This window comes from Isoptericola cucumis (genome assembly GCF_014635665.1).
GTDB classification, from domain to species: Bacteria; Actinomycetota; Actinomycetes; order Actinomycetales; family Cellulomonadaceae; genus Isoptericola; species Isoptericola cucumis.
The window spans coordinates 237103-263854 of record NZ_BMDG01000002.1; the positions used below are offsets into that span (position 1 = coordinate 237103).

Genomic DNA, 26752 nt, shown 5'->3' on the forward strand with positions numbered 1-26752 from the left:
GTGAACGGGCCGCGGCTCGCCCGCGCCCTCGCCGCCCCCGCCCCGGGCTGGACGACCGCCGCCGACGCGGTCGTCGTCGGGTCCGGCATCGCCGGCCTCACCGCGGCCCTGGAGCTGCGCACCCGCGTCCCGCGCGTCCTGCTCGTCACCAAGGGCGAGCTCTCGTCGGGCTCGACCGTCTGGGCGCAGGGCGGCATCGCGGCCGCGCTGCACCCCGAGGACACCCCCGACGCGCACCTGACCGACACGCTCACCGCGGGCGGCGGGCTCAGCGACCCGGACGCGGTGCGCGTCCTCGTCACCGAGGGGCCGGACCGGGTGCGCGAGCTGGTCGCGCGCGGCACGACGTTCGACCTGGGGCCGGACGGCGGCATCGCCCTCACCCGCGAGGGCGGGCACCGCGCCGACCGCATCGCGCACGCGGGCGGCGACGCGACGGGCCGGGAGATCTCCCGCGCCCTCGTGGCGCAGATCGACGCGGTGCGGCACGACCCGGGCATCGAGGTGATCGAGAACGCGCTCGTCCTGGACGTCCTCACCGGGGAGCCGGGCGCGGGCGGTCCGGGCTCCGGCGGGCGCCCGCCGGTCGCGGGCGTGACGCTGCACGTGCGCGGCGCGGGCACGCGCGACGGCGTGGGCGCTGCCCTGGCGCCCGTCGTCGTGCTGGCCACCGGGGGAGTGGGCCAGGTGTTCCGCTCGTCCACCAACCCGCCCGGTGCGACGGGCGACGGGATCGCGGCGGCCCTGCGGGCCGGGGCCGCGGTCGGCGACCTCGAGTTCGTGCAGTTCCACCCGACGGTGCTGTGGCGCGGGCTGGGCGCCAAGGGGCAGCAGCCGTTGATCAGCGAGGCCGTGCGCGGGGAGGGCGCCCTGCTGCTCGACGTCGACGGCGTCCGGTTCATGCCGGCGGAGCACGAGCTGGCCGAGCTCGCGCCGCGCGACGTCGTCGCGCACGCCATCGTGCGGCGCACGGCTGCCACCGGCGCCGACCACGTGCTGCTCGACGCCCGCCACCTCGGCGCCGCGTTCCTGCGCCGCCGCTTCCCGAGCATCACCGCGCGGCTGGCCGGCCACGGCATCGACTGGACCGAGGAGCCGGTGCCCGTCGCGCCCGCCCAGCACTACCACTCGGGCGGCGTCGTCACCGACGCGCGGGGACGCACCGACGTGCCGGGCCTGTACGCCGTCGGGGAGGTCGCGTGCACGGGGGTGCACGGCGCCAACCGGCTCGCCTCGAACTCGCTGCTCGAGGGGCTGGTGTTCGCACACCGCGCCGCGCGGGACGTGGCCCGGCGCTACGACGACGGCGAGCTGCGCCGCGCGCCGGACCCGGTCGCGCGGCCCGGCGGCACGGGACTCGTGGCCGCCCCCGCGCGCTCGCGCGTGCAGCGGGCGACGTCCGACGGGGCCGGGCCGGTGCGCTCGGCGGAGTCGTTGGCCCGGGCCGCCGCCGACCTCGCGGCCGTGCGCACCGACGCGCACCGCGCGAGCGACGTCGTCGCCGACCCGCAGGCCGCCGAGTGGGAGACGACCAACGTGCACCACGTGGCGACCGCGCTGGTCCACGCGGCCGCGCTGCGCACGGAGTCCCGCGGCGGGCACTTCCGGACCGACTTCCCCGCGCCGGACGCGGCCTGGCGGCGGCGCGTCGCGCTCGCCCTCGACGACGACGGCGCCCTCGCCGAGGCCGTGCCGGCCGTGGCGAGGTAGGAGGCGAGGTACGGGGCCAGGTGGTCGGGGCCGCGCCGGGCGGTGCGGCTAGCTCGCGGGGCGGAGGTCGAGGGCCAGGTCGAGGATCGGCGCCGAGTGGGTCAGGGCCCCGACGGACAGGTAGTCGACCCCGGCCTCGGCGACCTCGCGGGCGCGGTCGAGCGTGAGGTTGCCGGTGGCCTCCAGCTCGACGTGCGCCGGCACGCCGTCCCGCCCCTGCCGGGCCCGCACGGCGGACACCGTCGCGGCGAGCACCGGCGTCGGCATGTTGTCCAGCAGGAGGAAGTCCGCCCCGGCGTCGAGCGCCTCCATGGCCTGCACCGTCGTGTCCGCCTCGACCTGGACCGCGACGTCGAAGGCGGCGCGCACCGCCGCCACGGCGGCCGCGACGGAACCGGCGGCGACGACGTGGTTGTCCTTGATCATCGCGACGTCGTACAGGCCCATGCGCTTGTTGGTGCCGCAGCCCGCGCGGACCGCGTACTTCTCGAGCGCGCGGAGGCCCGGCGTGGTCTTGCGCGTGTCGAGCACCTGGGCGCCGGTCCCGGCGAGCTCACGGGCCCACGCGGCCGTCGCCGTCGCGACGCCCGACGCGCGCGAGGTGAGGTTGAGCAGCGTGCGCTCGGCGACCAGCAGCACCTGGACGGGGCCCGCGAGCGAGGCGAGCACCTGGCCGCGCGCGATGTCGTCGCCGTCCTGGGCGTGGAAGGTCACGGCCGGGGCCGGCAGGCCGAGCCGCGTCGCGACCTGGCGCAGCGTCTCGGTCACGACGACGAGCCCCGCGACGGTGCCGGCCTCGCGCGCGACGAGATCGGCGGTGCCGGTGGCCGACGCCGGGACGGTGGCCTGGGAGGTGACGTCGCGGCCGGGGGCGGGGCCGAGGTCCTCGTCGAGCGCCGTCGTCACCGCCCCGGCGACCCACGCCGGGTCGAGGCCGGGCTGGACGGCGGACGGTTGGTCGACGACGGGCAGGTCCCGCTCTGGAGTCGTGCTCACGGCGTGCCACGCTACCGGGCGGGGGCGGGCGTGCGGCTGTGCTACGGGCCACACGTAGAATCGACGGGTGACCTCCCCGCAGAATCCCGCTCCCGCCGTGCCCGAAGACGACCTGCCCGAGCAGCTCCGGGTCCGTCGGGAGAAGCGCGACCGGCTGCTGGAGGGCGGCACCGACGCGTACCCCGTGAGCGTGCCCGTCACGCACCGGATCGACGCGGTGCGCGAGGCCTACGGCCACCTGGCGGCGGGCGAGGAGACGGACGACGTCGTCGGCGTCGCCGGCCGCGTGGTCTTCCTGCGCAACACGGGCAAGCTGTGCTTCGTCACGCTGCAGGACGGCGAGGGGAACCGGCTGCAGGCGATGCTGAGCCTCAAGGAGGTCGGCGAGGAGTCGCTGGCCTCGTTCAAGGCCGACGTCGACCTCGGCGACCACCTGTTCACACACGGCCGGGTGGGGGCGTCGCGGCGCGGCGAGCTGAGCGTCTTCGCGGACGAGTGGCGGATGGCGGCCAAGGCGCTGCGCCCGCTGCCGGTGCTGCACAAGGACCTCTCGGAGGAGGCGCGCGTCCGCCAGCGGTACGTCGACCTCATCGCGCGGCCCGCGGCCCGCGACATGGTGCGGCTGCGCTCGGGCGTCAATCGTTCGCTGCGCGACAACTTCCACCGCCGGGACTTCCTCGAGATCGAGACGCCGATGCTGCAGACGGTGGCGTCGGGTGCTTCTGCGCGTCCCTTCACGACGCACATGAACGCCTATGACATCGACCTGTTCCTGCGGATCGCGCCCGAGCTCTTCCTCAAGCGCGCGGTCGTCGGTGGTGTGGAGAAGGTTTTCGAGATCAACCGGAACTTCCGTAACGAGGGCGCCGACTCCACGCACTCGCCGGAGTTCGCGATGCTCGAGTCGTACGAGGCGTACGGCGACTACAACACCATCGGCGCGCTGACCCAGGACCTCGTGCAGAAGGCGGCCGAGGACGTTCTCGGCACCACCGTGGTCACCCTTCCCGACGGCGAGGAGTACGACCTGGGCGGCGAGTGGGCCCAGATCACGATGTACGGCTCGTTGTCGGAGGCGCTGGGGGAGGAGATCACTCCCGCCACGAGCGTCGAGCATCTCCTGGTCCTCGCCGAGAAGGCGGAGATCTCCCTCGACCCGAAGAAGGCCAACCACGGCAAGCTCGTCGAGGAGCTGTGGGAGCACCACGTCGGCGACGGGCTGTACGCCCCCACGTTCGTGCGCGACTTCCCGGTCGAGACGTCGCCGCTGGTGCGCGACCACCGCACGGTGGACGGCGTGGTCGAGAAGTGGGACCTGTACGTGCGAGGCTTCGAGCTGGCCACGGGGTACTCCGAGCTGGTCGACCCCGTGATCCAGCGCCGCCGGTTCGAGGCACAGGCCGTGCTCGCGGCGGCCGGTGACGACGAGGCCATGGCACTGGACGAGGACTTCCTCGAGGCGATGGAGTACGCGATGCCGCCCGCCGGTGGCATGGGAATGGGAATCGACCGGCTCCTCATGGCGCTCACCGGGCTCGGAATTCGCGAGACCATCCTCTTCCCCCTCGTCAAGCCGACGCTCTGAAACGAGACGAGATATTCGATGAACACGTTTCTCGCCGTGCTGGCCGGTCTGATCCCTTCAGTCGGGGTCGGGCTGCTGTTCTGGCTCGCCATGCGAAAGATCATGCACGCCGACCGGAACGAACGGCTCGCGCTCGACCGAATGGACGCCGAAGAGAACGAGACCGCGAAGGGCACCACCGCCTGAGACGGCTCACCATTCTCGTCGCCGTCATCGGCCCCGCCGAGAAGTCGCATTGACAAATGCGCTCCCGAATGGGCATCGTTCGTATTGTCACGCACAATTCGACGGAACCGAGAAGGAGCCCAGAGTGGTTCAGAAGCAGCAGATCGTGCTGATCGACGATGTCGACGGCGGCGAGGCGGACGAGACCGTCACCTTCGCGCTCGACGGCGTCGCCTACGAGATCGACCTCACGACCGCGCACGCGGCCGAGCTGCGGGACTCGTTCGCCACGTGGATCGGGCACGGTCGCAAGACGTCGGGCCGCGCCGCGGGCGCCGCACGTAGCGGGGGCCGCCGGACGGGCACCGACCGCGCGCAGCTCGCCAAGATCCGCGAGTGGGCCCGCGACAACGGCCACCAGGTCAGCGACCGGGGCCGTATCCCCGGTTCCGTCCTCGCCGCCTACGAGGCCGCGCACTGATCGAGCACTGACGCGGCGCCGCCGCACCCACGACGCACGCCCCGGCCGGGACACCCCGGCCGGGGCGTGCGTCGCGTGCGTCCTAGGCTGGTGCCATGACCGACGCGACCTCCCGCCCGCTGTGGATCGGCACGTACCCCCGGCCGGGCACCGCCCCGGGCAGCGGCGAGGGGGTGCACCGCGTCGACGTCGACCCGGCCGACGGTACGGTCCGGGCCGAGCGGCTCGTCGCGACCGTCCCGTCGCCCGCCTTCCTCGCCCTGCACCCGACCGGGCGCACGCTGTACGCCGTCTCCGAGACGCCCGCGGGCACGCTCTCCGCGTTCCGGCTCGACGGCCCGGAGGGCGACGCCGCGCCGGTCGTGTCCGGCGCCGTCGCGTCGGGCGGCGACGACCCCTGCCACGTCCTCGCCCTCCCGGACGCCGTCTGGGTCGCGAACTACGGCGACGGCGTGGCCGCCGCGCTGCCGGCCGACCCGGGCTCCGGCGACCTGGGCGCCGAGGCCGTCACGACCTTCCCCGGCGCAGGGTCCGGCCCGGTCGCCGCGCGCCAGGGCGGGCCGCACGCACACTTCGTCGCGGCGGCCGGCGACGACGTCGTGGTCAGCGACCTCGGCGCCGACGTGCTCCGGCGCTACCCGGCGTCCCCGGCCCCCGGCGGGTCCGTTGACGGGGGTGCTGACGAGTCCCCCGGGGACGTCGCGGCGACCCTGCCGCCCGGCACGGGGCCGCGGCACCTGGTGACGCTGCCGGACGGGTCGCTGGTCGTGGTGGGCGAGCTGGACGCGCGCGTGCACGTGCTGACGCCCGACGGCGACGGGTGGGCGCCCTCGTCGGCGGCCCCGGTGAGCGCGGGCGCGGCGGCCGGCACGGACTTCGCCTCCCACGTGACCCTCAGCGCCGACGGCATGCGGCTGCACGTCGGCGTGCGCGGCTCCGACGTGCTCGCCGTGCACCGCGTGCGGTACCCCGCCGGGTCGTCCGGGGCGCCGACGCTCGAGCACCTCGCCGACGTGCCGCTGGGCGAGGGCGCCTGGCCGCGGCACCACGCCGTCGTGTCGACGCCCGCCGGCACGGGCGGGGCGGCCGGCGCGACGCCCGCGACGGAGCTGGTCGTCGTCGCCCTGCAGGGCACCTCGGAGCTGGCGACGGTCCGCGTCGACACGACCACCGGCCGGGGCGAGGTCGTGAGCCGGTACGGGCTGCCCACCCCGCCGGCCTGCGTGCTGGAGGCGTGATGCGTGACGCGCACACCACGGGTGCGGGCCGTCCGGGGCCGCGCGTCGCGATGCTGTCGGTGCACACGTCCCCGCTCGACCAGCCGGGCACCGGCGACGCCGGCGGGATGAACGTCTACGTGCTCGAGCTGTCCCGGGCGCTCGCGCGCCGGGGCGCGGAGGTGGAGATCTTCACGCGGGCGACGTCCTCCGCCCAGCCGCGCTGGGTGGACGTCGAGCCGGGCATCCGGGTGGCGCACGTCGCGGCGGGCCCCTTCGAGGGCCTGGACAAGCACGACCTGCCCGGCCAGCTCTGCGCGTTCGCGGCCGGGCTGATGCGGGCCGAGGCGCACCGTCCGCCGCACTGGTACGACGTCGTGCACAGCCACTACTGGCTCTCCGGCCAGGTGGGCTGGCTGGCCGGCGAGCGGTTCGACGTCCCGCTCGTGCACACCATGCACACGATGGCGCGGGTCAAGAACGCGGCGCTCGCCCCCGGCGACACCCCGGAGCCGCTCGGCCGGGTCGTGGGGGAGGAGCAGGTCGTCGCCGAGGCGGACGCGCTGGTGGCCTCGACGCGCGAGGAGGCCGACGAGCTGGTGCGCGAGTACCGGGCCGACCCGGACCGGGTGCACGTGGTGGCGCCGGGAGTCGACCTGGACACGTTCACGCCGCTGCCCGCCGGGCCCGACGGCGTTCATGACGCGGCGGCCCACGACGCGGCGAAGCGGGCGCTGCGCGAGCGGCTCGGGCTGCCGACCGACCGGCCGGTCGTGCTGTTCGCGGGCCGGGTGCAGCTCCTCAAGGGGCCCGACGTGCTGGTGCGCGCCCTCGGGGTGCTGGCCGACCACGCGAGCGAGTCCGCGGGCCGGGGTCCGCTGCCCGAGGGCGCCGCGGCCGACTGCTGGCGCGACGGCGGCGGCGCGCAGGTGCCCGCGCTCGTCGTGGTCGGCGGGGCCAGCGGTCGGCCGACGGCCGTGCGGGAGCTGGAGGCGCTCGCGCACCAGATGGGTGTGACCGACCACCTGGTCGTGCGTCCGGCCGCGCCCCGCGAGGAGCTCGTCGACTACTTCCGGGCGGCGGACGTCGTCGCCGTCCCGTCGCACAACGAGTCGTTCGGCCTCGTCGCCGCGGAGGCGCAGGCCGCCGGGACGCCGGTCGTCGCGGCCGCCGTCGGGGGCCTGCAGACGGTGGTGCAGGACGGCACCTCCGGCGTCCTCGTGCCCGACCACAGCCCGTGGACGTGGGCGCGCGTGCTCGGTGACCTGCTCGCCGACGACGAGCGGTTGCGCCGGCTCGCGGCGGGGGCGCGGCGGGCGAGCGAGCGCTTCTCGTGGGACGCGGCCGCGACCGCGATGCTCGACGTCTACGCGCAGGCCGCGAAGGTGCACGGGGCGCGCCGCGCCGACCCGCCGGCCTGACGCGCGCGCCGGGTCTTGCATCCGACCCTGCATCCGACCCTGCACCCGACCCTGCACCCGACCCTGCACCCGACCCGGCGTCGCCCCGCTCGTCCGTCCGGCCGTGGTCAGAGCATGCCGCGCTCGCGGGCGACGGCCGCGGCCTCCGTGCGGGACTGGGTGCCGAGCTTGGTGTTGACGTGCGCGAGGTGCGACTTCACGGTCGCGACGGACACGAACAGCTCGCGCGCGATGGCGTCGTTCGACCGGCCGGCGGCGACGAGCCGCAGCACCTCGAGCTCGCGCGCACTGAGGGACTCGCCCGGGTGCCGCATCCGCCCGAGCAGCCGCCGCTGCACGTCCGCGCCGAGCGCGACCTGCCCCGCCGCGGCCGACCGGACGGCGCCGGCGAGCTCCTCGGTGGGGGCGTCCTTGAGCAGGTAGCCGGTGGCGCCCGCCTCGACGGCGGCGAGGATGTCGGCGTCCGTGCCGTAGGTCGTCACGACGAGCACGGGGGTCGAGTGGTCGCGGACGACCGCGCCGGTCGCCTCCGCGCCGCCCATCCGGCCCGCGCCGAACCGCAGGTCGAGCAGGACGACGTCGGCGCGGCCGCCGTCCGCGAGCCACCGCAGCAGGTCCTCGGCGCTCGACGTCTCGTGCACCACCTGCATGTCCGGCTGGGTGTCGACGACGGCGCGCAGGCCGGCGCGGACGACCGGGTGGTCGTCGGCGAGGACGACGTCGATCATCGGGGGGCCTCCGTGGGTCCGGCGGGCTGCGTGGTCGGCACCGTGACCGCCAGGGCGGTGCCGCCGCCCGGGGTCGTCTCCAGCGCGAGCGTCCCACCCAGCTCGGCTGCGCGCGAACGGATGGCGGGCAGGCCGAACCCGCGCCCGCCGTGCCTGTCGGTCTGCCTGCCTGCCTGCCGGTCCGCGGGCGTCGTCGCGGCGTCGAACCCCTTCCCGTCGTCCACCACGTCGAGGGTGACCGTCTCGGGGGCGTAGGTGAGCGTCACCTGCGCGCGGGCGGCGTCCGCGTGCTCGGCCACGTTGGCGAGCGCGGACTGGGCGATGCGCAGCAGCCCGGTCTCCAGCGGGACGCCCAGCGGCCGCGGCGTGCCGCTGGTGCGCACCGTCACCGTCAGCGGCCGCCCGGTGCCCTCGTCCTGGCTCGCGTCGTGGCTCGCGTCGTGGCTCGCGTCGTGGCTCGTCTCCCGGTGGGTGGCCTCCGTCCGTTCCGCGACGCGGCGCAGCGCCTCGAGCAGCGTCGTGGTGCGCTCCAGGTCGGGCGGGGTGAGGTCGTGCACCACGCGGCGCGCCTCGGCGAGCCCGTCGCGGGCGGCGCCGCGGGCGTCGGCCAGGAGCGCCCGCACCCGGTCGTCGTCGGTGCCGACGGTGTTCTCCGCGGCGCGCAGCAGCAGCTCGATCGCCGAGAGGGACTGCGCGAGGGTGTCGTGGATGTCGCGCGCCAGCCGGGCGCGCTCGTGGGTGACCGCCCGCTCGCGCTCGGCCTGTGCGAGGTGCTGGCGGACCTCGGTCAGCTCGTCCACGGTGCGCTGGCGGGCCTGCGTCTCTCGCACGAAGGCCTCGATGCCCAGCACCACACCCACGGCGACGGCGCCCCCGAGCACGGGCCCGAGGACGTAGCCGGTCCAGGAGTCACCCGGCCCCACCTGCACCAGCAGGCCCTCGGCGACGGCGACGACGGTCGTGGCGGCGACCGCCACCACGCCCCGGTGCGGCCCGAGGACGTGCATCTGCAGGAACATGAACGGGAACGCGATCCACAGCGCCGCCGGCGTCAGCCACAGCAGCGCCACCCAGGCGAGGGCGAGCCCGGCGACCCACGCGGCGTCCGGCCACCAGGCGCCGCGCGGGGTGTCCACCGACCTCTCGTGCACGCGCACCACGATGCGTCCCCAGACGTAGACGCCGAGCAGCACGGCCGCCACGGCGACGGCCGGCCCGGTCCGGCCGGAGGGCGCCTGCACCACGGCCACCACGACGAGCACCGCGAGCAGGACGTCCAGCCCCAGGAACAGGCCGCGCGTCGCGGAGGGCACCCGGTGGCGGATCACCCGTCCACCGTAGCCGCGGGGAGCCGGCGCGCATCGTCCGAAAGGTGGAGCGCCGGGCCCACCCTTCGGCGCCGCGAGATCACCCCGGGTCCCGATGATCGCGGGGCCCTCGCAGCGGAGGCTGGAAGCAGTCCGGCAGCCGGTCCTGCGCCGCCTGCTCCCCGCGTCCCCGCAGCATGGAGGTACCCGTGTTCGTCGCCCTGCGCGATCTCAAGAACGCCCGCGGCCGGTTCGTCCTCATGTCGGTGGTGATCGTGCTGATCACCTTCCTCGTGACCTTCCTCGCGTCGCTCACCGCCGGCCTGGCCCGCGAGTCGACGTCGGCGGTGACGGACCTGCCGGCCGACCACGTCGCGTTCTCGATGCCGACGGCCGGCGACGACCCGGAGTTCACGGCCTCGAGCGTGACGTCCGACCAGTGGGAGGCCTGGGCGCAGGTGCCGGGCGTCGAGTCCGCCGAGCCGCTGGGTCTGGCCACCACCCGGGCGCAGTCCGACAGCACCACGGCCTCGGTGACCGCGCTGGGGGTGGCCGACGGCTCCGGCCTGGTGCCCGAGGGCGCCGGTGATGTCGAGGAGGGGACCGTCGTCCTCAGCCCGGGCGCGGCGGACGCGCTCGGCGCGCAGGCGGGGGACACGGTCTCCCTGGCCGGCACCGAGCTCACCGTCGCCGCGACGACCGGCGCGGACCAGTCGTTCTCCCACACTCCGGTCGTGTGGACCACGCTCGACGACTGGCAGACGATCGGCGCCCGCGGCCCCGCCGCCGGGTCGGACGAGCCCGTCGCGACCGTCGTCGCGCTGACGACCACGGGGGCCGACGCCGCCCTCGCCGGCGCCGACGACGACCTCGGCACCACCACGGTCACGACGTCGGACGCCCGGTCGGCCGTGTCCTCGTTCGCCGGGGAGAACACGTCCCTGACGACCATGCAGGCCTTCCTGCTCGTCATCTCCGCCCTCGTCGTGGGCGCGTTCTTCACCGTCTGGACGATCAGCCGCTCCGGCGACATCGCCGTGCTCAAGGCGCTGGGCGCCTCCACGCGCTACCTGCTGCGCGACGCGCTCGGCCAGGCGGCGGTGCTGCTGGTCGGCGGCGTCGCCCTCGGCACCGGTCTCACCGCCGCCGGCGCGGCGCTGCTGCCGGACGCCGTCCCGGTCGTCGTCACCACCGCCACGACCCTCGTGCCCGCCGCGGGCCTGATCGTGCTCGGCCTCGTCGGCGCCGGGATCTCCGTCGCACGCATCACCCGCATCGACCCGCACGCGGCGCTCGCGGCCCGCTGAGCCGCGTCACCACCCGCGTCACCACCGCACGTCACACCCACCGAAGGAGCAATCCCGTGGACCTGCACCTGGAGCACGTCACCCTCGTCTACCCCGACGGCGACAGCACCCTGACGGCCGTCGACGACGTCGACCTGCACGTGGCCGCCGGCACGACGACCGCGCTGCTCGGCCCGTCGGGCGCCGGCAAGTCGAGCCTGCTGGCGGTGGCCGCAGGGCTGACCCGTCCCACCGGCGGCACGGTGCGGATCGGCGACGACGTCGTGCTCACCCCCACCACGACCGTCGCGGCGTCCACCCGCGTGCGGCTCGAGAGCATCGGCATGGTCTTCCAGTCGCCGCAGCTGCTCGGCTCGCTCACCGCCCTCGAGCAGCTGGAGCTGCACGCCCACCTGCGCGGCCGGCGGCCGGCGAGCGTGCGGGAGCGCGCCCTGGAGCTGCTCGACGCCGTCGGGGTGGCCGACCACGCGGGCAAGCGGCCGGCGCAGCTGTCCGGCGGGCAGCGGCAGCGCGTCGCGATCGCGCGCGCCCTCGTCGGCCGGCCCGAGGTCCTGCTCGTCGACGAGCCGACGTCGGCGCTCGACCACGAGCGCGGGACGCGGGTCGTCGAGCTCATCACCGGGCTGGCCCGCGAGACCGGGGCCGCGACGCTGCTCGTGTCGCACGACGCCTCCACCCTCGCGACCGTCGACGCCACGGTGCGGATGCTCGACGCCCGGATCGAGGAGCCGGCGCCGCTCGCGGCGCGCTGACCCGCCCGTCCCGTCACTGCCTGTCCCCGTGCCTGTTTCCGGTTCCCCGTCCCGTCCTCGTCAGAAGGAGACCTTCGTGAAGAAGCTCTACGTCGCCGCGGCCGTCTACGCGACCCTCGGCCTGCTCGCCGGCCTGTTCTACCGGACCTACACCGTCGCGCAGGACTTCACCGGGAGCACCCAGCTCGCGGTGACCCACACCCACCTGCTGGCGCTCGGCTTCATGGTGATGCTGATCGTCCTCGCCCTCGACGCCACCCTGAAGATCTCCGGCTCCCGGTCGTTCTCGTGGTTCTTCGCCACCTACAACGCGGGGCTCCTGCTCACCGTCGGGGTCATGGTCTGGCACGGCATGCTGCAGGTGCAGGGCGAGACGGAGGTCAGCGGCGCCGTCCCCGGGATCGCCGGGCTCGGGCACATCCTGCTCACCGTCGGGATGGTCGCGCTGCTGGTCTCCCTGCGGGCGCCGGTGCGCGACGCCGTCGCCCGCCGTCAGGCCTGAGGCCCGGGCGCCGGCCGTCGTGACGCCCGCACCACCGCGCCGGACGCGACCAGGCCGAGGACGAGGAACACCCCGGCCACGAGCAGCGAGCCGCGGGTGGCGTCCGCGAAGCCGGCCGACAGGGCGTCCACGACCGCCGGCCCCTGGTCGCCCAGGTCACCGTGGGTGCCCTGGGCCCGCAGGCCCGAGATGACGTTCCCCGCGGAGCCGCTCGTCGCGTCGGCGAGCCGGTCGACCTGGCCGGCGGGGAGACCCTGGCCGTCGAGCGCCGCCGGCACCGTCGTGGCGAGCGAGACGGCCAGGGCCGTCCCGACCAGGGCGGTGCCCAGCGCCGAGCCGACCTGACGCACCGTGGACTGCGTCGCCGAGCCCTGGCCGGACTGCGCGGGCGGCACCTGCGCGAGCGTGGTGCTCGTGAGCTGGGCGGACGCGAGCCCCAGCCCCACCCCGTAGACGACGAGGACGCCGGCCAGCAGCCACGGCGAGACGGTCGGCGTGACGACGAACGCCACGGCCGCCACGCCCACGACCTCGAGCACCAGGCCGATCACGACGACGAGCGGGGCGCCCACCCGCTCGGCGAGGTGGCGGGCGGAGGCCCCGGAGGCGAACGCGCCGATCGCCATCGCCGCGAGGACGAGCCCGGCACCCATCGTGGACAGGGCCAGCACGTTCACCAGGAAGAGCGGCAGCACGAAGATGATGCCGAACTCGCCCACGGCGACGGTCGTCGCGGCGACGTTGCCCCACCGGAACGTCGGGATGCGGAACAGGTCGAGGTCGAGCAGGGCCGACCGGCCCACGCGGGCCCGGTGCCGCTCCCACACGACGAACAGGACCAGCAGGCCCAGCCCGAGCGCGATGAGCACCGGCACCGCCGAGACGGGCGCCGTCGCCGGCCACGTGAGGCCCAGGACCTCCAGGTCCGCCTCCGGCGCCCACCACCCCAGCGTCTGGCCCTCGATGAGGCCGAAGACCAGCGCGCCGAAACCCAGGCCCGACAGCAGCAGCCCGTCGACGTCCAGCCCGGGCACCGTCACGGTCGCGCGGGTCTCGGGGACCCACAGGTATGCGCCCACCACGACCAGCACGCCGATCGGCAGGTTCACGAGGAAGATCCACGGCCAGGTGAACGACGTCGTCAGCCAGCCGCCCGCCAGCGGGCCGATCGCCGCCGCCCCGGAGATCACCGCGCCCCACACGCCGAACGCGGCGGCGCGGTCCTTGCCCCGGAACGTCGCGTTCACCGTCGACAGCGTCGACGGCAGGATGGCGGCGGCCCCCAGGCCCTGCACCAGGCGTCCGCCGATCAGCGTGCCGCCGTCGTCGGCCGCGGCGGACAGCAGGGAGCCGACGAGGAACGCCGCCACGCCCACGACGAGCAGCCGGCGCCGCCCCAGCCGGTCGCCCAGGCGCCCGGCGGACAGCAGCAGCCCGGCGAGCACCACGGCGTACGACGCGCTCACCCACTGGGCGTCGCTCAGGCCGAGGTCGAGGTCCGCGACGATGTCGGGGATGGCGACGGCGACGATCGTGCCGTCGATGACCACCATCGACAGCGCCACCGACAGCACCACCAGGGCGCGCCACCGGTGGTCGTGCGCGCGGTCGTCCACCTCGGGCTCCTCGTCGGGGCGCCCGCCCGCGGCGCCGGTCGTCGGATCAGCGTTCATCCCTCGTCCCTCGTCGGCTGCGGTGCCCGGTGGTGCCGGTCCCGTGGCGTGATCGGGGCCTCCGGGTCGACCTGGCTGATATGACACCACGTCAGAAGCCTCGGGGCACCTGCGGCGGATCGGCCGCGGCGGGAATGCTCGGCCGCGGCTCGTCATTGCAGCAGGCATGCCGATCACCGGAGAGTACGCACCCAGCCCGTCCGCCCAGGCCGCCCGCCAGGTCGAGCTCTACGAGAGCTCCGGCGGCACGAAGGGCACGACCATGCGCGGCATGCCCGTCGTCATCCTCACGACCGTGGGCGCCAAGACCGGCAAGCTCCGCAAGGTCCCGCTCATGCGGGTCGAGCACGAGGGCGCGTACGCGGCCGTCGCCTCCCTCGGCGGCGCTCCGAAGCACCCGGTCTGGTACTTCAACGTGCTCGCGAACCCCCGCGTGGAACTGCAGGACGGCCCCCAGGTGCACGAGTACGTCGCCCGCGAGGTCACCGGCGACGAGAAGGCGCTGTGGTGGGAGCGGTGCGTCGCCGCGTACCCGGACTACGCCGACTACCAGACGAGGACCGACCGCCAGATCCCCGTCTTCGTGCTGGAGCGCGCCGACGCCTGATGCGACCCTCCGGCCCGGCGCCGGTCCGGGATCCGGCCCGGCGGTGCGACCCGCCGGGCCGAGAAGGCAGGATGGACCCATGACCTACACCCTCGTGCTGCTCCGCCACGGCGAGAGCGAGTGGAACGCGAAGAACCTCTTCACCGGCTGGGTGGACGTGCCGCTGTCCGAGAAGGGCACCGCGGAGGCGACGCGCGGTGGCGACCTGCTCAAGGAGGCCGGCGTCGCTCCTGACGTCGTGCACACCTCGCTGCTGCGCCGCGCCATCAACACGGCCAACCTGGCGCTCGACGCCGCGGACCTGCACTGGATCCCGGTCAAGCGCAGCTGGCGCCTCAACGAGCGCCACTACGGCGCCCTGCAGGGCAAGGACAAGAAGCAGGTGCGCGACCAGTACGGCGAGGAGCAGTTCATGCTCTGGCGCCGCTCCTACGACGTGCCGCCGCCGGACATCGAGCTCGGCTCCGAGTTCTCGCAGGACGCCGACGTGCGCTACGCCGGCGAGCCGATCCCGCGCGCGGAGGCGCTCAAGCAGGTGCTCGACCGGGCGCTGCCGTACTGGGACGGGGAGATCGTGCCCGACCTGCAGGCCGGCAAGACCGTCCTCGTCGCCGCGCACGGCAACTCCCTGCGCGCCATCGTCAAGCACCTCGACGGCGTCGACGACCAGACCATCGCCGGGCTGAACATCCCGACGGGCATCCCGCTGGTGTACGAGCTCGACACCGAGACGCTGAAGCCCACCAACCCGGGCGGCACGTACCTCGACCCCGAGGCCGCGAAGGACGCCATCGCGGCCGTCGCCAACCAGGGCAAGTGACACCCGGCGCCTGACACCGACCGACCCCGGGTCTCCGAAAAGAGGCCCGGGGTTCGTCGTGCCTGCTGGCAGCATGGCCCCGTGCACACCGGGACCGGCCTCGCGCGGGCCTATTACGACGACGTCGTCCGCCCTCTCCTCGACGCGTGGCGGCCGGGCCTGCCGCACGCGGCCGCCCGGCTGGGCAGCGGGTCCGACGTGCTGGGGCTCGACGACGCGACGTCGCGCGACCACGACTGGGGCCTGCGGCTGACGCTGCTGGTCGACGCCGCCGACGTGGCGGACGTCGACGCGCACCTCGAGGCGGCGCTCCCGGCCGAGCACGCGGGGCTGCCCACCCGGTTCGCGACCACCTGGGATCCGGTGGTCCGCCAGCGGGCCGAGGTCGCGACGCCCGCCGGGTTCGCCCGGTCCCGGCTGGGTCTTGACCCGACGACGGAGCTCGACGCGGTGGGCTGGCTGTCGCTCACCGGGCAGAGCGTCCTCGAGGTGACGGCGGGGCCGGTCTTCGCCGACGGCCCCGGCGAGATCACGGCGATCCGGGAGCACCTGCGCTGGTATCCCGACGACGTGTGGTTGCACGTGCTCGCTGCCGAGTGGGCGCGCGTCGGGCAGGAGCTGCCGTTCGTCGGGCGGACGGGCTCGCGCGGCGACGACCTGGGCTCGCGGGTCCTGGCGGGCCGCCTCGCCGGCTCGCTGATGCGCCTCGGGATGCTGGTGGAGCGGCGCTGGCCGCCGTACCCGAAGTGGCTGGGCACGATGGCGGCGGGCACGGCGGCGGGCGCCGCCGCGGGACCGCACCTCGCCGCCGCGCTCGCGGCACCCTCCTGGCAGGAGCGCGACGCGGCCCTCGGCCGGGCGTGCGACGCCCTGCACGAGCGGCAGCGCGAGCTGGGGCTGCCCGCCGTGGACGGCCCGGCCACCGAGGTGTTCTACGACCGCCCGTTCCGCGGGCTGCGCGGCATCCCGGAGGCGCTGCACGCCGCCGTGCCGGCCGGCGTGCGCCGGCTCCCGGCCGCCGTGGAGCAGTGGGTCGACGCGGTCGACGTCCTCATGGACCCGGAGCGCCGGGTCGCGGTCTCGAGGTCGGCGGCGCCCGGCTGAGCGCCGGGGCGCACTGAGCGGTTCTGAGCGAAACCTTGTCGTACGGATCATTCCGGGCCACAGTGGGCCGCGGGCATCCACGACGACGTGGGTGGCCGGGACCGCTTCGACGACGAGAGGGACGCCCATGCGAGCGCAGCACCCGACGGACCGTACCGGACCGGGCCTCACCCGCCGCCACCTGCTCCTGGCCGGGGCCGCGGTCCCCGTCGCGGCCGGGCTGCTCGGCTCGCCGTTCGGCGCCCCCGCCGCCCGAGCCGCTGCCCGAGCCGCCGGCAGCGTCGACGACCTGCGTGCCCGCTGGGCGGACTACCTCACCGGGGGCGCCGACCTGGACGTCGCGCACCCGCAGATCGCGGCGCAGCTCGCGGACCTGTCGACCGAGGCCGCGGACGCCCTGGCGAGCGCGGTGGCCACCCCCGCCGCCGGCGGCGACCTGTGGCCCGACCTGCCGATGGCCGGGCCGAAGGAGGGCAACATCTCCCTCACGTACTCCCGGATCCTGGTGGTCGCGACGGCCTGGGCCACGCGCGGCACCGACCAGCACGGCGACGCGGCCGTCGCCGAACGGCTCGCCGCCTGGTACCGCCACATGAGCGCGCACTGGTACAACCTGACCATCCGGAAGTCGGGCAACTGGTGGTTCTGGGAGATCGGCATCCCGCGCACCCTCGGCGACCTGTCCGTCCTCGTCGACGCGCTGCTCACCGACGCCGACCGCGCGGCCGCCGTCGCCGCCGTCCGGCGGTTCACCCCGAACCCGAACTACCGCGGCACCGGGACCTCGCCGGAGACCGGCGGCAACCGCGCCGACAAGGCGCTCGCCTGCCTGCTGCGCGGCATCACCGCCCGCGACGACGCGGACATGGTGCTGGCCCGCGACGCGCTCAGCGACGTCGCCGGCGGCGGTCGCCACAGCCTCTTCCGCTACGTCACGTCCGGGAACGGCTTCTACGCGGACGGCTCGTACATCGACCACTCGTACCTGCCGTACGTGGGCACCTACGGGAACGTGGCGCTCGCGGGCGTCGCGCGGTCGCTCATGCTGGTCGCGGGCAGCCCGTGGGACGTCACCGACCCGGACGTCGACGTCGTCCTCGACGCGCCCGAGCGGTCGTTCGCGCCGTTCGTCTGGAACGGCCGGATGCTGGAGACCGTCCGCGGCCGTGCCGTCTCGCGCGAGCACGAGCACGACTTCCACGACGGCTTCACGACGGCGGGCTCGCTGCTGCTGCTCGCCACCCAGATGCCCGCGCCCTACCGCGACACGTACCGCGCGCTGGCGAAGGGCTGGCTGTCGCGGTGCACCGAGGACTACACCGCGTCCGCCACGATCAGCGACCTCTCCCGTGCGCTGCCGCTGCTGGCCGACGACGGCGTCGCCGGAGCGCCGGAGCCGGTCGGCCACCGGCAGTTCGGCGCGCAGGAGCGGATGGTGCACCGCGGCGACGGCTGGGCGTACACCGTCGCGACGTCGTCGCGGCGGATCGGCCGCTACGAGTGGGGCAACGACGAGAACAACCTGGGCTGGCACCAGGGCGACGGCGCCGCGTACCTGTACGTCGACGGCGACCAGGGCCAGTTCGCGGACGACTACTGGCCCACCGTCGACCCCTACCGCCTGCCCGGTACGACGGCGTCGCTCACCACCCGCGAGTCCGGCGCCTCCGGCGCGGGCACCGGCATCCCGCGGGCCCAGAACGCGTGGGGCGGCGGCGTCGGCCTCGCGGGGCGGTGGGGCACCGCGGGCATGGACCTGACCAACAGCCTCGGCACCCTGACGGCGAGGAAGTCGTGGTTCCTGCTCGACGACGCGGTGGTGGCGCTGGGCTCGGGCGTGGACGTCACCGGCGACGACGCCGAGACCGTGGTGGAGAACCGCGCGTTCGCGCAACACGCCGACCCGGTGCTCGCGCTCGACGGCGCGCGCGTGACGACGCCCGTCGAGGGTGCGACGCCGTCGTGGGCGCACCTCGAGGGCGTGGCCGGGTACGTGCTGCTGGGCGGTGGCCAGGCGGTCCGCGCGGCCGTGGCCGACCGGTCCGGGTCCTGGTACGACGTGAACTCCGGCGCCGACACGGGCGGGTCCACCGACGTGCGCACCCGCCGGTACGCGACGGTGAGCGTCCAGCACCCGGCCGGGACCGCCGGCGGCCGGTACGGGTACGTGATCCTCCCCGGCGCGAGCGCCGAGCGGACCGCGGAGGCGGCGGCCGACCACGCCGAGGAGCTCGGCGTCGAGGTGCTGCGCCAGGACGCCACGGCGCACGTCGTGCGGGCCGTGCGGCAGGGCCGGTGGTTCCTGTTCGCGCACCTGTTCGCCGCGACCGACGAGGGGCCGGTGCGCGCGACCGGGCCCTGCGCGGTGCTCGTGTCGGGCACGGCGCGCACCGCCGACCTGGCCGTCTCGTCGCCGTCGAGGTCGCTCGAGCGCGCGACGGTCGAGATCGACCTCGACCGGCCGCTGCGCCGGGTGACGGCCGCCCACGAACGGCTGACCGTCACGGGCGGGAACGTCGTGCGGGTCGAGGCCGTGCTCTCGAACGCCGCCGGCGCGTCGTTCGAGGCCTCCCTGGCCGGCTGACGGCGGTCAGACCTCGGGGCGGGCGTGCTCCGCCTCGAAGTCGCCCGTCACCAGGAACGTGATGCGGCGGGCCACGGACACGCCGTGGTCGCCGAAGCGCTCGTAGTACCGGCCCAGCAGGGTGACGTCGACGGTCTGCTGCGGCGTCCCGGTCCACTCGGGCGAGAGCGTCGCCGCGAACGTGTCCTGGTGCAGGGCGTCGAGCAGGTCGTCGTCCTGCTCCAGCTGGGCGGCGTCCTCGAGGTCGCGGGTGGCGAGGAGCGACGTCATGCGCTGCGCGACGTGGACCGCGGCGTCGTTCATCTTGACGAAGGTCTCGCGGGCGGACGGCGGCACCGCCTGGGCGGGGTAGCGGCCGCGCGCGATCTCGGCCACGTGCCGGGCCAGGTCGCCCATGCGCTCCATCGTGGCGCTGATCCGCAGCGCGGTGATGATGACGCGCAGGTCGGTGGCGACGGGCGCCTGCTGGGCGAGCAGGTGCACGCACCGCTCGTCGAGCGTGCTCTCGAGCCGGTCGATGGCGTGGTCGGAGGCGATGACCTCCTGCGCGAGCTGGTGGTCGGCCTCCAGCAGCGCGGTCCCGGCCCGGGTGATGGCCGACTCGACGAGCCGGCTCATCTCGATGAGGTCGTCGCCGACCTGGCGCAGCTCGGCCTCGAAGATCTCTCGCATCAGGTGTCCTCTCAGGAAAGGCGGGTCTGCCCCCAGGTTGCCACGCGCCGGAGACGCGGCGTGGGCCGCAAGGTGAACTCGGAGCGCCCCGAAGGTGAACAGTGGACGACGGGTCGCTGAGCAGTTCGGATTCCCGACGGTTGCGGGGCGCGCGCCGACCTACCCTGAGGTCGTGGACGAAATCATCCAGGGCGTCACGGCGGTCCTCGCGGGCGTCCTCGGCGTCGTGGTGGGCGTGGTCGCGACCCTCGCCTTCCGCATCTCGGAACGGGTGCAGCGCAAGCCCGCGGAGGCGCCGGCCGCCGAGCTCGACGAGGGGCTGGTGCGCGTGCTCGCCGTGCTGCGCTCCGCCGCCGTCGTGCTGGACGCGGAGGACGACGTCGTGCGGGCCTCGCCGCCGGCCTACGCCCTGGGGGTGGTGCGCAACGACGCGCTCGCGCACCCGGCGATCGTCGACCTCGTGCGGCAGGTGCGCCGCGACGGCGTGATCCGCGAGGAGGAGCTCGAGCTGCCCCGCGGACCCATCGGGTCGGGCACCGTCCTGCTGCAGGTGCGCGTGGCCCCGGTGGGGCCCGACCAGCTGCTCGTCCTGGCGGAGGACCGCACCGAGGCCCGCCGGGTCGAGGCCATCCGCCGCGACTTCGTCGTCAACGTCTCGCACGAGCTCAAGACGCCGGTCGGCGCGCTGGCGCTGCTGGCCGAGACGGTGCAGGACGCGGCGGACGACCCCGTGGCCGTGCGGCGGTTCACCGAGCGCATGCAGGCGGAGGCCACGCGCCTGTCGGCGCTGGTGCAGGAGATCATCGAGCTCTCGCGGCTCCAGGTCGCGGGCGCGCTGCAGGAGGTCTCCGCCATCCCCGTGCGCGACGTCGTCGACGAGGCCGTCGACCGGGCGCGCACCACCGCGAACGGAAAGAACATCGCGATCACGGTCGGGGGTGCGGCCGACTGCCTCGTCTACGGCGACCACAACCTGCTCGTCACGGCCGTGCGCAACCTGCTGGACAACGCCGTGTCGTACTCCGAGGAGAACACGCGCGTGGGCGTGGGCGTGCGCGAGCGCGGCGGCCTGGTGGAGATCGACGTCGTCGACCAGGGCGTCGGCATCTCGGCCGACGAGCAGGACCGCGTCTTCGAGCGCTTCTACCGGGTGGACCCGGCGCGCTCCCGCGACACCGGGGGCACGGGCCTGGGCCTGAGCATCGTCAAGCACGTCGCGGCCGACCACGGCGGCGACGTGCGGATCTGGTCCGAGCCGGGCAAGGGCTCGACGTTCACCCTGCGCATCCCCGCGGCGGACCTGCCGCACGACGACCTGCCGGCCCTGCCCGGCACCGGCCCGCACCCCGGTCCCACCGGCGCGGGCAGCACGGACAGCACGGACAGCAGCATCCACAGCAGCCCGGCGGGGGGCGCGGGGACGGACCCGGCCCGCCACCGGACGACGGACGAGGAGGTAGGCGCGTGACGCGCATCCTGGTGGTCGAGGACGAGGAGTCGTACCGCGACCCGCTGACGTATCAGCTCACCCGTGAGGGGTTCGAGGTCGTGGAGGCCTCGAACGGGGTCGATGCGCTGGCGGCGTTCGACGACGGCGGGGCGGACCTGGTGCTGCTCGACCTCATGCTCCCCGGCCTCAGCGGCACGGAGGTGTGCCGCGAGCTGCGCCAGCGCAGCGACGTCCCCGTCATCATGCTCACGGCGAAGGACTCCGAGATCGACAAGGTCGTGGGCCTGGAGCTCGGCGCCGACGACTACGTCACCAAGCCGTACTCGTTCCGCGAGCTGCTGGCGCGGATGCGGGCGGTCATGCGTCGTCGCGGCCCGGCGGCCGCCGAGGCGCCCACGAACGGGCACGACGACGACGGCGAGGCGGTCCTCGAGGTGGGCCCGGTGCGCATGGACGTGGAGCGGCACACGGTCTCCGTCGGCGGGGACACCGTGTCGCTGCCGCTCAAGGAGTTCGACCTGCTGGAGCTGCTGCTGCGCAACGCGGGCCGCGTGCTGACCCGCGGCCAGCTCATCGACCGGGTGTGGGGCGCCGACTACGTGGGCGACACCAAGACGCTCGACGTCCACGTGAAGCGGATCCGCTCCAAGATCGAGGCCGACCCCGGCAGCCCGACGCTGCTCCTCACGGTGCGCGGCCTGGGGTACAAGCTCGCCGACGACGAGGTCTCCCCGACGTCCTGACGGCGGGACGAGGCGCTCACGACGAGGCGCTCGTGACGGGTCCGCACGGCGTGCCGTGACTGCCCCCGATCGAGCGCCTCGCACTGTTCACCTGTCGTTCACCTGCTCCTGGGGCCCGGGCCACCTTGCCTCCTTAACGTTCCCAGCGAGGCCGGCGGTCGCCGGCTCGACCAACGCGTGAACAGGATGGAACGACACGTGAAGCTCAGCCGATTCACCCGTGCTGGATCCGTCGTCGCGGTAGGCGCTCTGGCTCTCTCGCTCGCAGCGTGCGGCTCGGACCCGGAGACGTCTGCGACAGAGGGCACCACCTCTCCCGACTCGGGCGAGTCGTCCCTGTCCGGTGAGCTCAGCGGTGGTGGCGCCTCGTCCCAGGAGGCCGCGATGGAGGCCTGGCGCGCCGGTTTCCAGCAGGCGAACCCCGACAGCACCGTCAACTACGACCCGGTCGGCTCGGGCGGCGGCCGCACCGGCTTCGGTGACGGCACCTACGCCTTCGCCGGCTCGGACGCGGCGCTCGAGGACGACGAGCTCGCCGCCGCCGAGGCCCAGTGCGGCGCCGGCGGGGTCATCGAGTTCCCCGGGTACGTGAGCCCGGTCGCCGTGGCCTTCAACCTGCCGGGCGTCGAGGAGCTCAACCTCAAGCCCGAGGTGATCGCCGGGATCTTCGCCGGCGACATCACCACGTGGGACGACGAGGCGATCGCGGCCGACAACCCGGACGCCGCGCTGCCCGCCACCGACATCACGGTGGTGCACCGTTCCGAGGAGTCCGGCACCACCGAGAACTTCCAGGAGTACCTGGCGGACACGGCCCCCGACGCCTGGACGCACGAGGCCTCGGGCGTCTGGCCGATCAAGGGCCAGGAGTCGGCCCAGGGCACCTCCGGGGTCGTCGCGGCCGCGCAGGCCGGCGAGGGCACGATCACGTACGCCGACGCGTCGCAGGTCAGCGGCCTCGGCACGGTCGCGGTGGGCGTGGGCGACGAGTTCGTCCCGTACAGCGCGGACGCCGCCGCCGAGGTCGTGGCCCAGTCGCCGCGCACCGAGGGCACCGCCGAGGGCATCTACTCCATCGACCTGCAGCGCGACATCCCGGGCACGTACCCGATCGTGCTCGTGTCCTACTCGCTGGCCTGCGGCACGTACGAGGACGAGGCCACCGCCGAGCTGGTCAAGGGCTTCATGAGCTACCTGGTCAGCGAGGAGGGCCAGCAGGCCGCCGCGGACGCCGCGGGCTCGGCCCCGCTGTCCGCGGAGATCCGCGACGCGGTGCTGCCGTCGATCGAGGCGATCGCGGCGGGCTGACCCCGATCGCACACGGACACCGACGCCGGACAGTCCGCTGGTCGGGCCTGAGGAGACCGCAAGGTCTCGACAGGCCCGACCAGCGGATTCCGTCGGACCAGACAGGAAGCAACGAGGAGCACGAGTGACCACGACCGTCAGCCCACCGCCCGCCGAGGCGCCGGGGCGACGACGCACCCGCCGTCGCACGACCGACCGAGGGTTCAACCGGGTCTTCCGGTGGATCGCCGTCGGCGCCGGCGTCCTGATCCTGGCGGTCCTGGCCGCCGTCGCGCTGTTCCTGCTGCAGCAGGCGTGGCCGGCGCTGACCGCGGGCGAGGACGAGCTGGCGTCGGCGGTGCCGCGCTTCCCGGACGACACCTCGCTGCTGGAGTACGTCGGGCCGCTCGTGTTCGGCACCCTCCTGGCGGCGGCGCTGGCGCTCGCGATCGCCACCCCGCTGGCGATGGGGATCGCGCTGTTCATCTCGCACTACGCCCCGCGGCGGCTGTCCCAGCTGCTCGGCTACCTGGTGGACCTGCTGGCGGCCGTCCCGTCGGTCATCTACGGCCTGTGGGGGATCTACGTGCTCGGCCCGGCGGTCCAGCCGGTGTGGGCGTGGCTGAACGAGTACGTCGGCTGGTTCCCGCTGTTCGCGGGTCCGGTCTCGCCGACGTCGCGCGTGCTCGCGACGGTGTCCGTGGTGCTCGCCGTGATGATCCTGCCGATCATCACGGCCGTGGCGCGCGAGGTGTTCCTCCAGACGCCGAAGCTGCACGAGGAGGCGGCGCTGGCGCTGGGCGCCACCCGCTGGGAGGTGGTCCGCACCGCGGTGCTGCCGTTCGGCCGCTCGGGCGTGATCTCGGCGGCGATGCTCGGCCTGGGCCGCGCGCTCGGGGAGACGATGGCGGTGCTCATGATCCTGTCGCCCGGGTTCCTGTACTCGTTCCGGATCCTCGACAGCTCCCAGCACCAGACCATCGCCGCCTACATCGCGGCCGACTTCCCGGAGGCCAGCGGCCTCGCGGTGAACACGCTGATCGCCACCGGCCTCGTGCTGTTCGTCATCACGCTGGCCGTCAACATGGCCGCACGCGCCATCGTCGCGCGGCGCAAGGAATTCTCGGGGGCCAACTGATGAGCGCGACCGCACCCACCACCCCCACGACGGACGCCGCCGACTCCACCGCCCGCACGCGGGCGCTCCTCACCGCGGCCGACCCGCGCCGCCGGCGCACCGACCGCACGATGCAGGTGCTGATCTGGGCGGCCTTCGCGGTGGCGATGGCCCCGCTCGTGTCGCTCATGTGGACCGTGGTGTCCAGCGGCATCGGGCGCATCAGCATGGACTTCCTCAGCCTGTCGATGCGCAACATCTTCGGCGGCGACCCGAACGGCGGCATCTACCACGCCATCATGGGCACGCTGATCATCACGGGGCTGGCGACGCTCATCTCCGTGCCGATCGGCGTGCTGACCGCCATCTACCTCGTCGAGTACGGCAAGGGCGCGCTGGCCCGGGCCGTGACGTTCTTCGTCGACGTCATGACCGGCATCCCCTCGATCGTGGCCGGGCTCTTCGCGATCTCGCTGTTCACCCTCATCCTCGGGCCCGGTGTGCGGATGGGGCTCATCGGAGCCGTCGCCCTGTCGGTGCTGATGATCCCCGTGGTGGTGCGCTCCTGCGAGGAGATGCTCAAGCTCGTGCCGAACGAGCTGCGCGAGGCGGCGTACGCCCTCGGCGTGCCGAAGTGGCTGACGATCATCAAGGTCGTGCTGCGCACGTCCGTGGCAGGCCTGACCACCGGCATCCTGCTCGCCGTCGCCCGCGTGATCGGCGAGACGGCGCCGCTGCTGGTCACCGTCGGGGTCACCGACTCGATCAACTTCGACCCGTTCGAAGGGCGGATGATGACCCTGCCGGTGTTCGCCTACCGGCAGTACAGCCAGGGCGTGGCGCCCTGCCCGGGCGGCGAGTCGGCCTCCTGCGTCGCCGACATCGCGATCCAGAACGCCTGGGGCGCGGCGCTCGTGCTGATCGTGATCGTCCTCGCCCTCAACCTCATCGGACGCCTGGTGAACCGCTGGTTCTCCCCGAAGCTGCGCTGACGCGCAGACGCACCTGCCCGCCGCAGCCTCCCCACGAAGGACACCCACGATGGCACAGCGCATCGACACCAAGGACCTGAACATCTACTACGGCGACTTCCTCGCCGTGCAGGACGTCACCATGACGGTCGACCCCAAGTCCGTGACGGCCTTCATCGGCCCGTCCGGCTGCGGCAAGTCGACGTTCCTGCGCACCCTCAACCGCATGCACGAGGTGATCCCCGGCGCCCGCGTCGAGGGCTCCGTGGAGCTCGAGGGCGTCGACCTGTACGGCGACGACGTCGACCCGGTGGCGGTCCGCCGCAACGTCGGCATGGTCTTCCAGCGCCCCAACCCGTTCCCCACGATGTCGATCAAGGACAACGTGCTCGCGGGCGTGAAGCTCAACAACCGGCGCATCAGCCGCTCGGACGCCGACGACCTCGTCGAGCGGTCCCTGCGCGGGGCGAACCTGTGGAACGAGGTCAAGGACCGGCTGGAGAAGCCAGGCTCAGGGCTGTCGGGCGGCCAGCAGCAGCGGCTGTGCATCGCCCGCGCCATCGCGGTGCGACCGCAGGTGCTCCTCATGGACGAGCCGTGCTCGGCCCTGGACCCGATCTCGACCCTCGCCATCGAGGACCTCATCGGCGAGCTGAAGCAGGAGTACACGATCGTCATCGTGACCCACAACATGCAGCAGGCGGCCCGCGTGAGCGACCGCACCGCGTTCTTCAACATCGCCGGCACGGGCAAGCCGGGACGCCTCATCGAGATGGACGACACGGCGACGATGTTCTCCTCGCCGTCGCAGCAGGCCACGGAGGACTACGTCTCCGGCCGCTTCGGATGACGCCGTCGAGCTGACGACCCTCGCCGGGACGACGAAGGGACGGACCGCCCGCGGGCGGTCCGTCCCTTTCTCGTCGCGGTGCGTGCCGCTCGCGTGCCGGCCTGCGGCCGGCTCGTGCGGCTCAGGAGCCGACGACGGCCTCGGGGACGAGGTCGGCGTACTCCGGCAGGGTGCCGTCGAAGACCGGCATGGGGAACTCCTCCTGCGCGCCGGCGCCGGACAGCGTGGTCTCCAGGTCTCCGCCCGGGATGGCCGCGACCTCGTCGATCAGGGCCTCGAGCCCCTCGCCCTCGGGGAAGCCCCCGCCGAGGTAGACCGTCTCGCCGGCCGGGACGGACACGGTCAGCGGCGCCGCGCCCTCGGGGGCGAGCTCGAACTCGACGGTCTCTGCGGAGTCGTTGGCGAGCGCGCCCAGGATCGTGCCCGGCTCGCCCTCGGCCGCGGACACGACCAGCAGGTTGAGCCCGCGCACGGTGTCGGTGAGGTTCACGCGCGCGCCGTCGGACGGGGCGTACGGCATCACCGTCGTGGTGGGGGAGCAGGCGGCCAGCAGCAGGGTGCCTGCCGCAGCGCTCGCGGCGACGACGACGGAACGTGCGGGACGGGCGGAGCGGGACACGTGCTCTCCTTCGCAAGGCGTGGCCTGGCGCGCGGGCTTCACGACGCGCACACACGGCAAGTGGTGACTGAGCCCGCAGGGGGC

The 26752-nt window shown here is 74.4% G+C and carries 25 protein-coding genes; 19 read left to right on the plus strand and 6 right to left on the minus strand.

What is annotated here, in order from left to right; genetic code table 11:
* Complete coding sequence (locus IEW03_RS03280; RefSeq protein WP_188522219.1) at window positions 1-1710, plus strand: L-aspartate oxidase; 1710 nt, start codon at window positions 1-3, stop codon at window positions 1708-1710.
* A gap of 48 nt (window positions 1711-1758) precedes the next feature.
* Here IEW03_RS03280 and nadC read toward each other — a convergent pair whose 3' ends face one another.
* Window positions 1759-2706: a carboxylating nicotinate-nucleotide diphosphorylase gene (nadC, locus tag IEW03_RS03285; RefSeq protein WP_229737349.1), complete on the minus strand. Its 948-nt coding sequence runs from the start codon at window positions 2704-2706 to the stop codon at window positions 1759-1761.
* A gap of 67 nt (window positions 2707-2773) precedes the next feature.
* On the opposite strand from nadC, the gene lysS reads away from it, so the two are divergent.
* The 5 genes from lysS to mshA all read left to right on the plus strand — a co-directional run bounded on the left by lysS (window position 2774) and on the right by mshA (window position 7575).
* Window positions 2774-4291, plus strand: coding sequence for a lysine--tRNA ligase (gene lysS / locus IEW03_RS03290; RefSeq protein ID WP_188522220.1), 1518 nt, complete (start codon window positions 2774-2776; stop codon window positions 4289-4291).
* 18 nt (window positions 4292-4309) lie between these two features.
* Window positions 4310-4477, plus strand: a complete 168-nt coding sequence (locus IEW03_RS03295; protein ID WP_188522221.1) for a hypothetical protein — start codon at window positions 4310-4312, stop codon at window positions 4475-4477.
* 124 nt (window positions 4478-4601) lie between these two features.
* Window positions 4602-4937, plus strand: a complete 336-nt coding sequence (locus IEW03_RS03300) for a histone-like nucleoid-structuring protein Lsr2 (RefSeq protein ID WP_188522222.1) — start codon at window positions 4602-4604, stop codon at window positions 4935-4937.
* Between the two features lie 95 nt (window positions 4938-5032).
* Window positions 5033-6175 carry a lactonase family protein gene (locus IEW03_RS03305; RefSeq protein ID WP_188522223.1) on the plus strand — a complete coding sequence of 381 codons (1143 nt, stop codon included), beginning with the start codon at window positions 5033-5035 and terminating at the stop codon, window positions 6173-6175.
* Window positions 6175-7575, plus strand: a complete 1401-nt coding sequence (gene mshA, locus IEW03_RS03310; protein WP_188522224.1) for a D-inositol-3-phosphate glycosyltransferase — start codon at window positions 6175-6177, stop codon at window positions 7573-7575. The genes IEW03_RS03305 and mshA overlap by 1 nt, the downstream gene beginning before the upstream one ends.
* Before the next feature lie 107 nt (window positions 7576-7682).
* Here the strand turns inward: mshA and IEW03_RS03315 are convergent, their stop codons facing one another.
* Window positions 7683-8303: a LuxR C-terminal-related transcriptional regulator gene (locus tag IEW03_RS03315; protein WP_188522225.1), complete on the minus strand. Its 621-nt coding sequence runs from the start codon at window positions 8301-8303 to the stop codon at window positions 7683-7685.
* A complete protein-coding gene (locus IEW03_RS03320; protein WP_188522226.1) occupies window positions 8300-9631 on the minus strand; it encodes a sensor histidine kinase in 1332 nt (443 codons plus the stop codon). Before IEW03_RS03320 ends, IEW03_RS03315 begins: the two co-directional genes overlap by 4 nt.
* 188 nt (window positions 9632-9819) lie before the next feature.
* On the opposite strand from IEW03_RS03320, the gene IEW03_RS03325 reads away from it, so the two are divergent.
* The 3 genes from IEW03_RS03325 to IEW03_RS03335 all read left to right on the plus strand — a co-directional run bounded on the left by IEW03_RS03325 (window position 9820) and on the right by IEW03_RS03335 (window position 12171).
* Window positions 9820-10917, plus strand: a complete 1098-nt coding sequence (locus IEW03_RS03325; RefSeq protein WP_188522227.1) for an ABC transporter permease — start codon at window positions 9820-9822, stop codon at window positions 10915-10917.
* 56 nt (window positions 10918-10973) lie between these two features.
* Window positions 10974-11669, plus strand: coding sequence for an ABC transporter ATP-binding protein (locus IEW03_RS03330; RefSeq protein ID WP_188522228.1), 696 nt, complete (start codon window positions 10974-10976; stop codon window positions 11667-11669).
* Window positions 11670-11745: 76 nt separating this feature from the next.
* A complete protein-coding gene (locus IEW03_RS03335) occupies window positions 11746-12171 on the plus strand; it encodes a DUF2871 domain-containing protein (protein ID WP_188522229.1) in 426 nt (141 codons plus the stop codon).
* Here IEW03_RS03335 and IEW03_RS03340 read toward each other — a convergent pair.
* Window positions 12162-13844 carry a DHA2 family efflux MFS transporter permease subunit gene (locus tag IEW03_RS03340; RefSeq protein WP_188522230.1) on the minus strand — a complete coding sequence of 561 codons (1683 nt, stop codon included), beginning with the start codon at window positions 13842-13844 and terminating at the stop codon, window positions 12162-12164. The genes IEW03_RS03335 and IEW03_RS03340 overlap by 10 nt on opposite strands.
* 166 nt (window positions 13845-14010) lie before the next feature.
* On the opposite strand from IEW03_RS03340, the gene IEW03_RS03345 reads away from it, so the two are divergent.
* From IEW03_RS03345 to IEW03_RS03360, 4 genes are all read left to right on the plus strand, one after another.
* Window positions 14011-14451 (plus strand): nitroreductase family deazaflavin-dependent oxidoreductase, encoded by a 441-nt coding sequence (locus tag IEW03_RS03345; RefSeq protein WP_188522231.1) that lies wholly within the window; start codon window positions 14011-14013, stop codon window positions 14449-14451.
* A gap of 79 nt (window positions 14452-14530) precedes the next feature.
* On the plus strand, window positions 14531-15271 hold the full coding sequence (locus tag IEW03_RS03350) for a phosphoglyceromutase (RefSeq protein ID WP_188522232.1): 741 nt from the start codon (window positions 14531-14533) through the stop codon (window positions 15269-15271).
* An 81-nt stretch (window positions 15272-15352) separates the two neighbouring features.
* Window positions 15353-16375, plus strand: a complete 1023-nt coding sequence (locus tag IEW03_RS03355; RefSeq protein WP_188522233.1) for a DUF4037 domain-containing protein — start codon at window positions 15353-15355, stop codon at window positions 16373-16375.
* A gap of 127 nt (window positions 16376-16502) precedes the next feature.
* Entirely contained in the window at window positions 16503-18959 is a 2457-nt protein-coding gene (locus IEW03_RS03360) for a polysaccharide lyase 8 family protein (protein ID WP_188522234.1), read from the plus strand.
* 6 nt (window positions 18960-18965) lie between these two features.
* On the opposite strand, the gene phoU is transcribed toward IEW03_RS03360, so the two are convergent.
* Window positions 18966-19631 carry a phosphate signaling complex protein PhoU gene (gene phoU / locus IEW03_RS03365; protein WP_188522235.1) on the minus strand — a complete coding sequence of 222 codons (666 nt, stop codon included), beginning with the start codon at window positions 19629-19631 and terminating at the stop codon, window positions 18966-18968.
* A gap of 172 nt (window positions 19632-19803) precedes the next feature.
* On the opposite strand from phoU, the gene IEW03_RS03370 reads away from it, so the two are divergent.
* The 6 genes from IEW03_RS03370 (at window position 19804) to pstB (ending at window position 26049) form a co-directional block, all read left to right on the plus strand.
* Window positions 19804-21099 carry a sensor histidine kinase gene (locus tag IEW03_RS03370; protein ID WP_188522236.1) on the plus strand — a complete coding sequence of 432 codons (1296 nt, stop codon included), beginning with the start codon at window positions 19804-19806 and terminating at the stop codon, window positions 21097-21099.
* Complete coding sequence (locus tag IEW03_RS03375) at window positions 21096-21824, plus strand: response regulator (RefSeq protein WP_188522237.1); 729 nt, start codon at window positions 21096-21098, stop codon at window positions 21822-21824. The genes IEW03_RS03370 and IEW03_RS03375 overlap by 4 nt, the downstream gene beginning before the upstream one ends.
* Before the next feature lie 186 nt (window positions 21825-22010).
* Window positions 22011-23132, plus strand: a complete 1122-nt coding sequence (locus IEW03_RS03380) for a phosphate ABC transporter substrate-binding protein PstS (protein ID WP_188522238.1) — start codon at window positions 22011-22013, stop codon at window positions 23130-23132.
* A 124-nt stretch (window positions 23133-23256) separates the two neighbouring features.
* Window positions 23257-24249 (plus strand): phosphate ABC transporter permease subunit PstC, encoded by a 993-nt coding sequence (gene pstC / locus IEW03_RS03385; protein WP_188522239.1) that lies wholly within the window; start codon window positions 23257-23259, stop codon window positions 24247-24249.
* Window positions 24249-25220, plus strand: a complete 972-nt coding sequence (gene pstA, locus IEW03_RS03390; protein ID WP_188522240.1) for a phosphate ABC transporter permease PstA — start codon at window positions 24249-24251, stop codon at window positions 25218-25220. The genes pstC and pstA overlap by 1 nt, the downstream gene beginning before the upstream one ends.
* 49 nt (window positions 25221-25269) lie before the next feature.
* Window positions 25270-26049: a phosphate ABC transporter ATP-binding protein PstB gene (gene pstB, locus IEW03_RS03395; RefSeq protein ID WP_188522241.1), complete on the plus strand. Its 780-nt coding sequence runs from the start codon at window positions 25270-25272 to the stop codon at window positions 26047-26049.
* Window positions 26050-26170: 121 nt separating this feature from the next.
* On the opposite strand, the gene IEW03_RS03400 is transcribed toward pstB, so the two are convergent.
* The gene (locus IEW03_RS03400; protein ID WP_188522242.1) at window positions 26171-26668 is read right to left on the minus strand and encodes a hypothetical protein; all 498 of its coding nucleotides are present in this window, start codon (window positions 26666-26668) and stop codon (window positions 26171-26173) included.
* Between the last annotated feature and the right edge of the window lie 84 nt (window positions 26669-26752).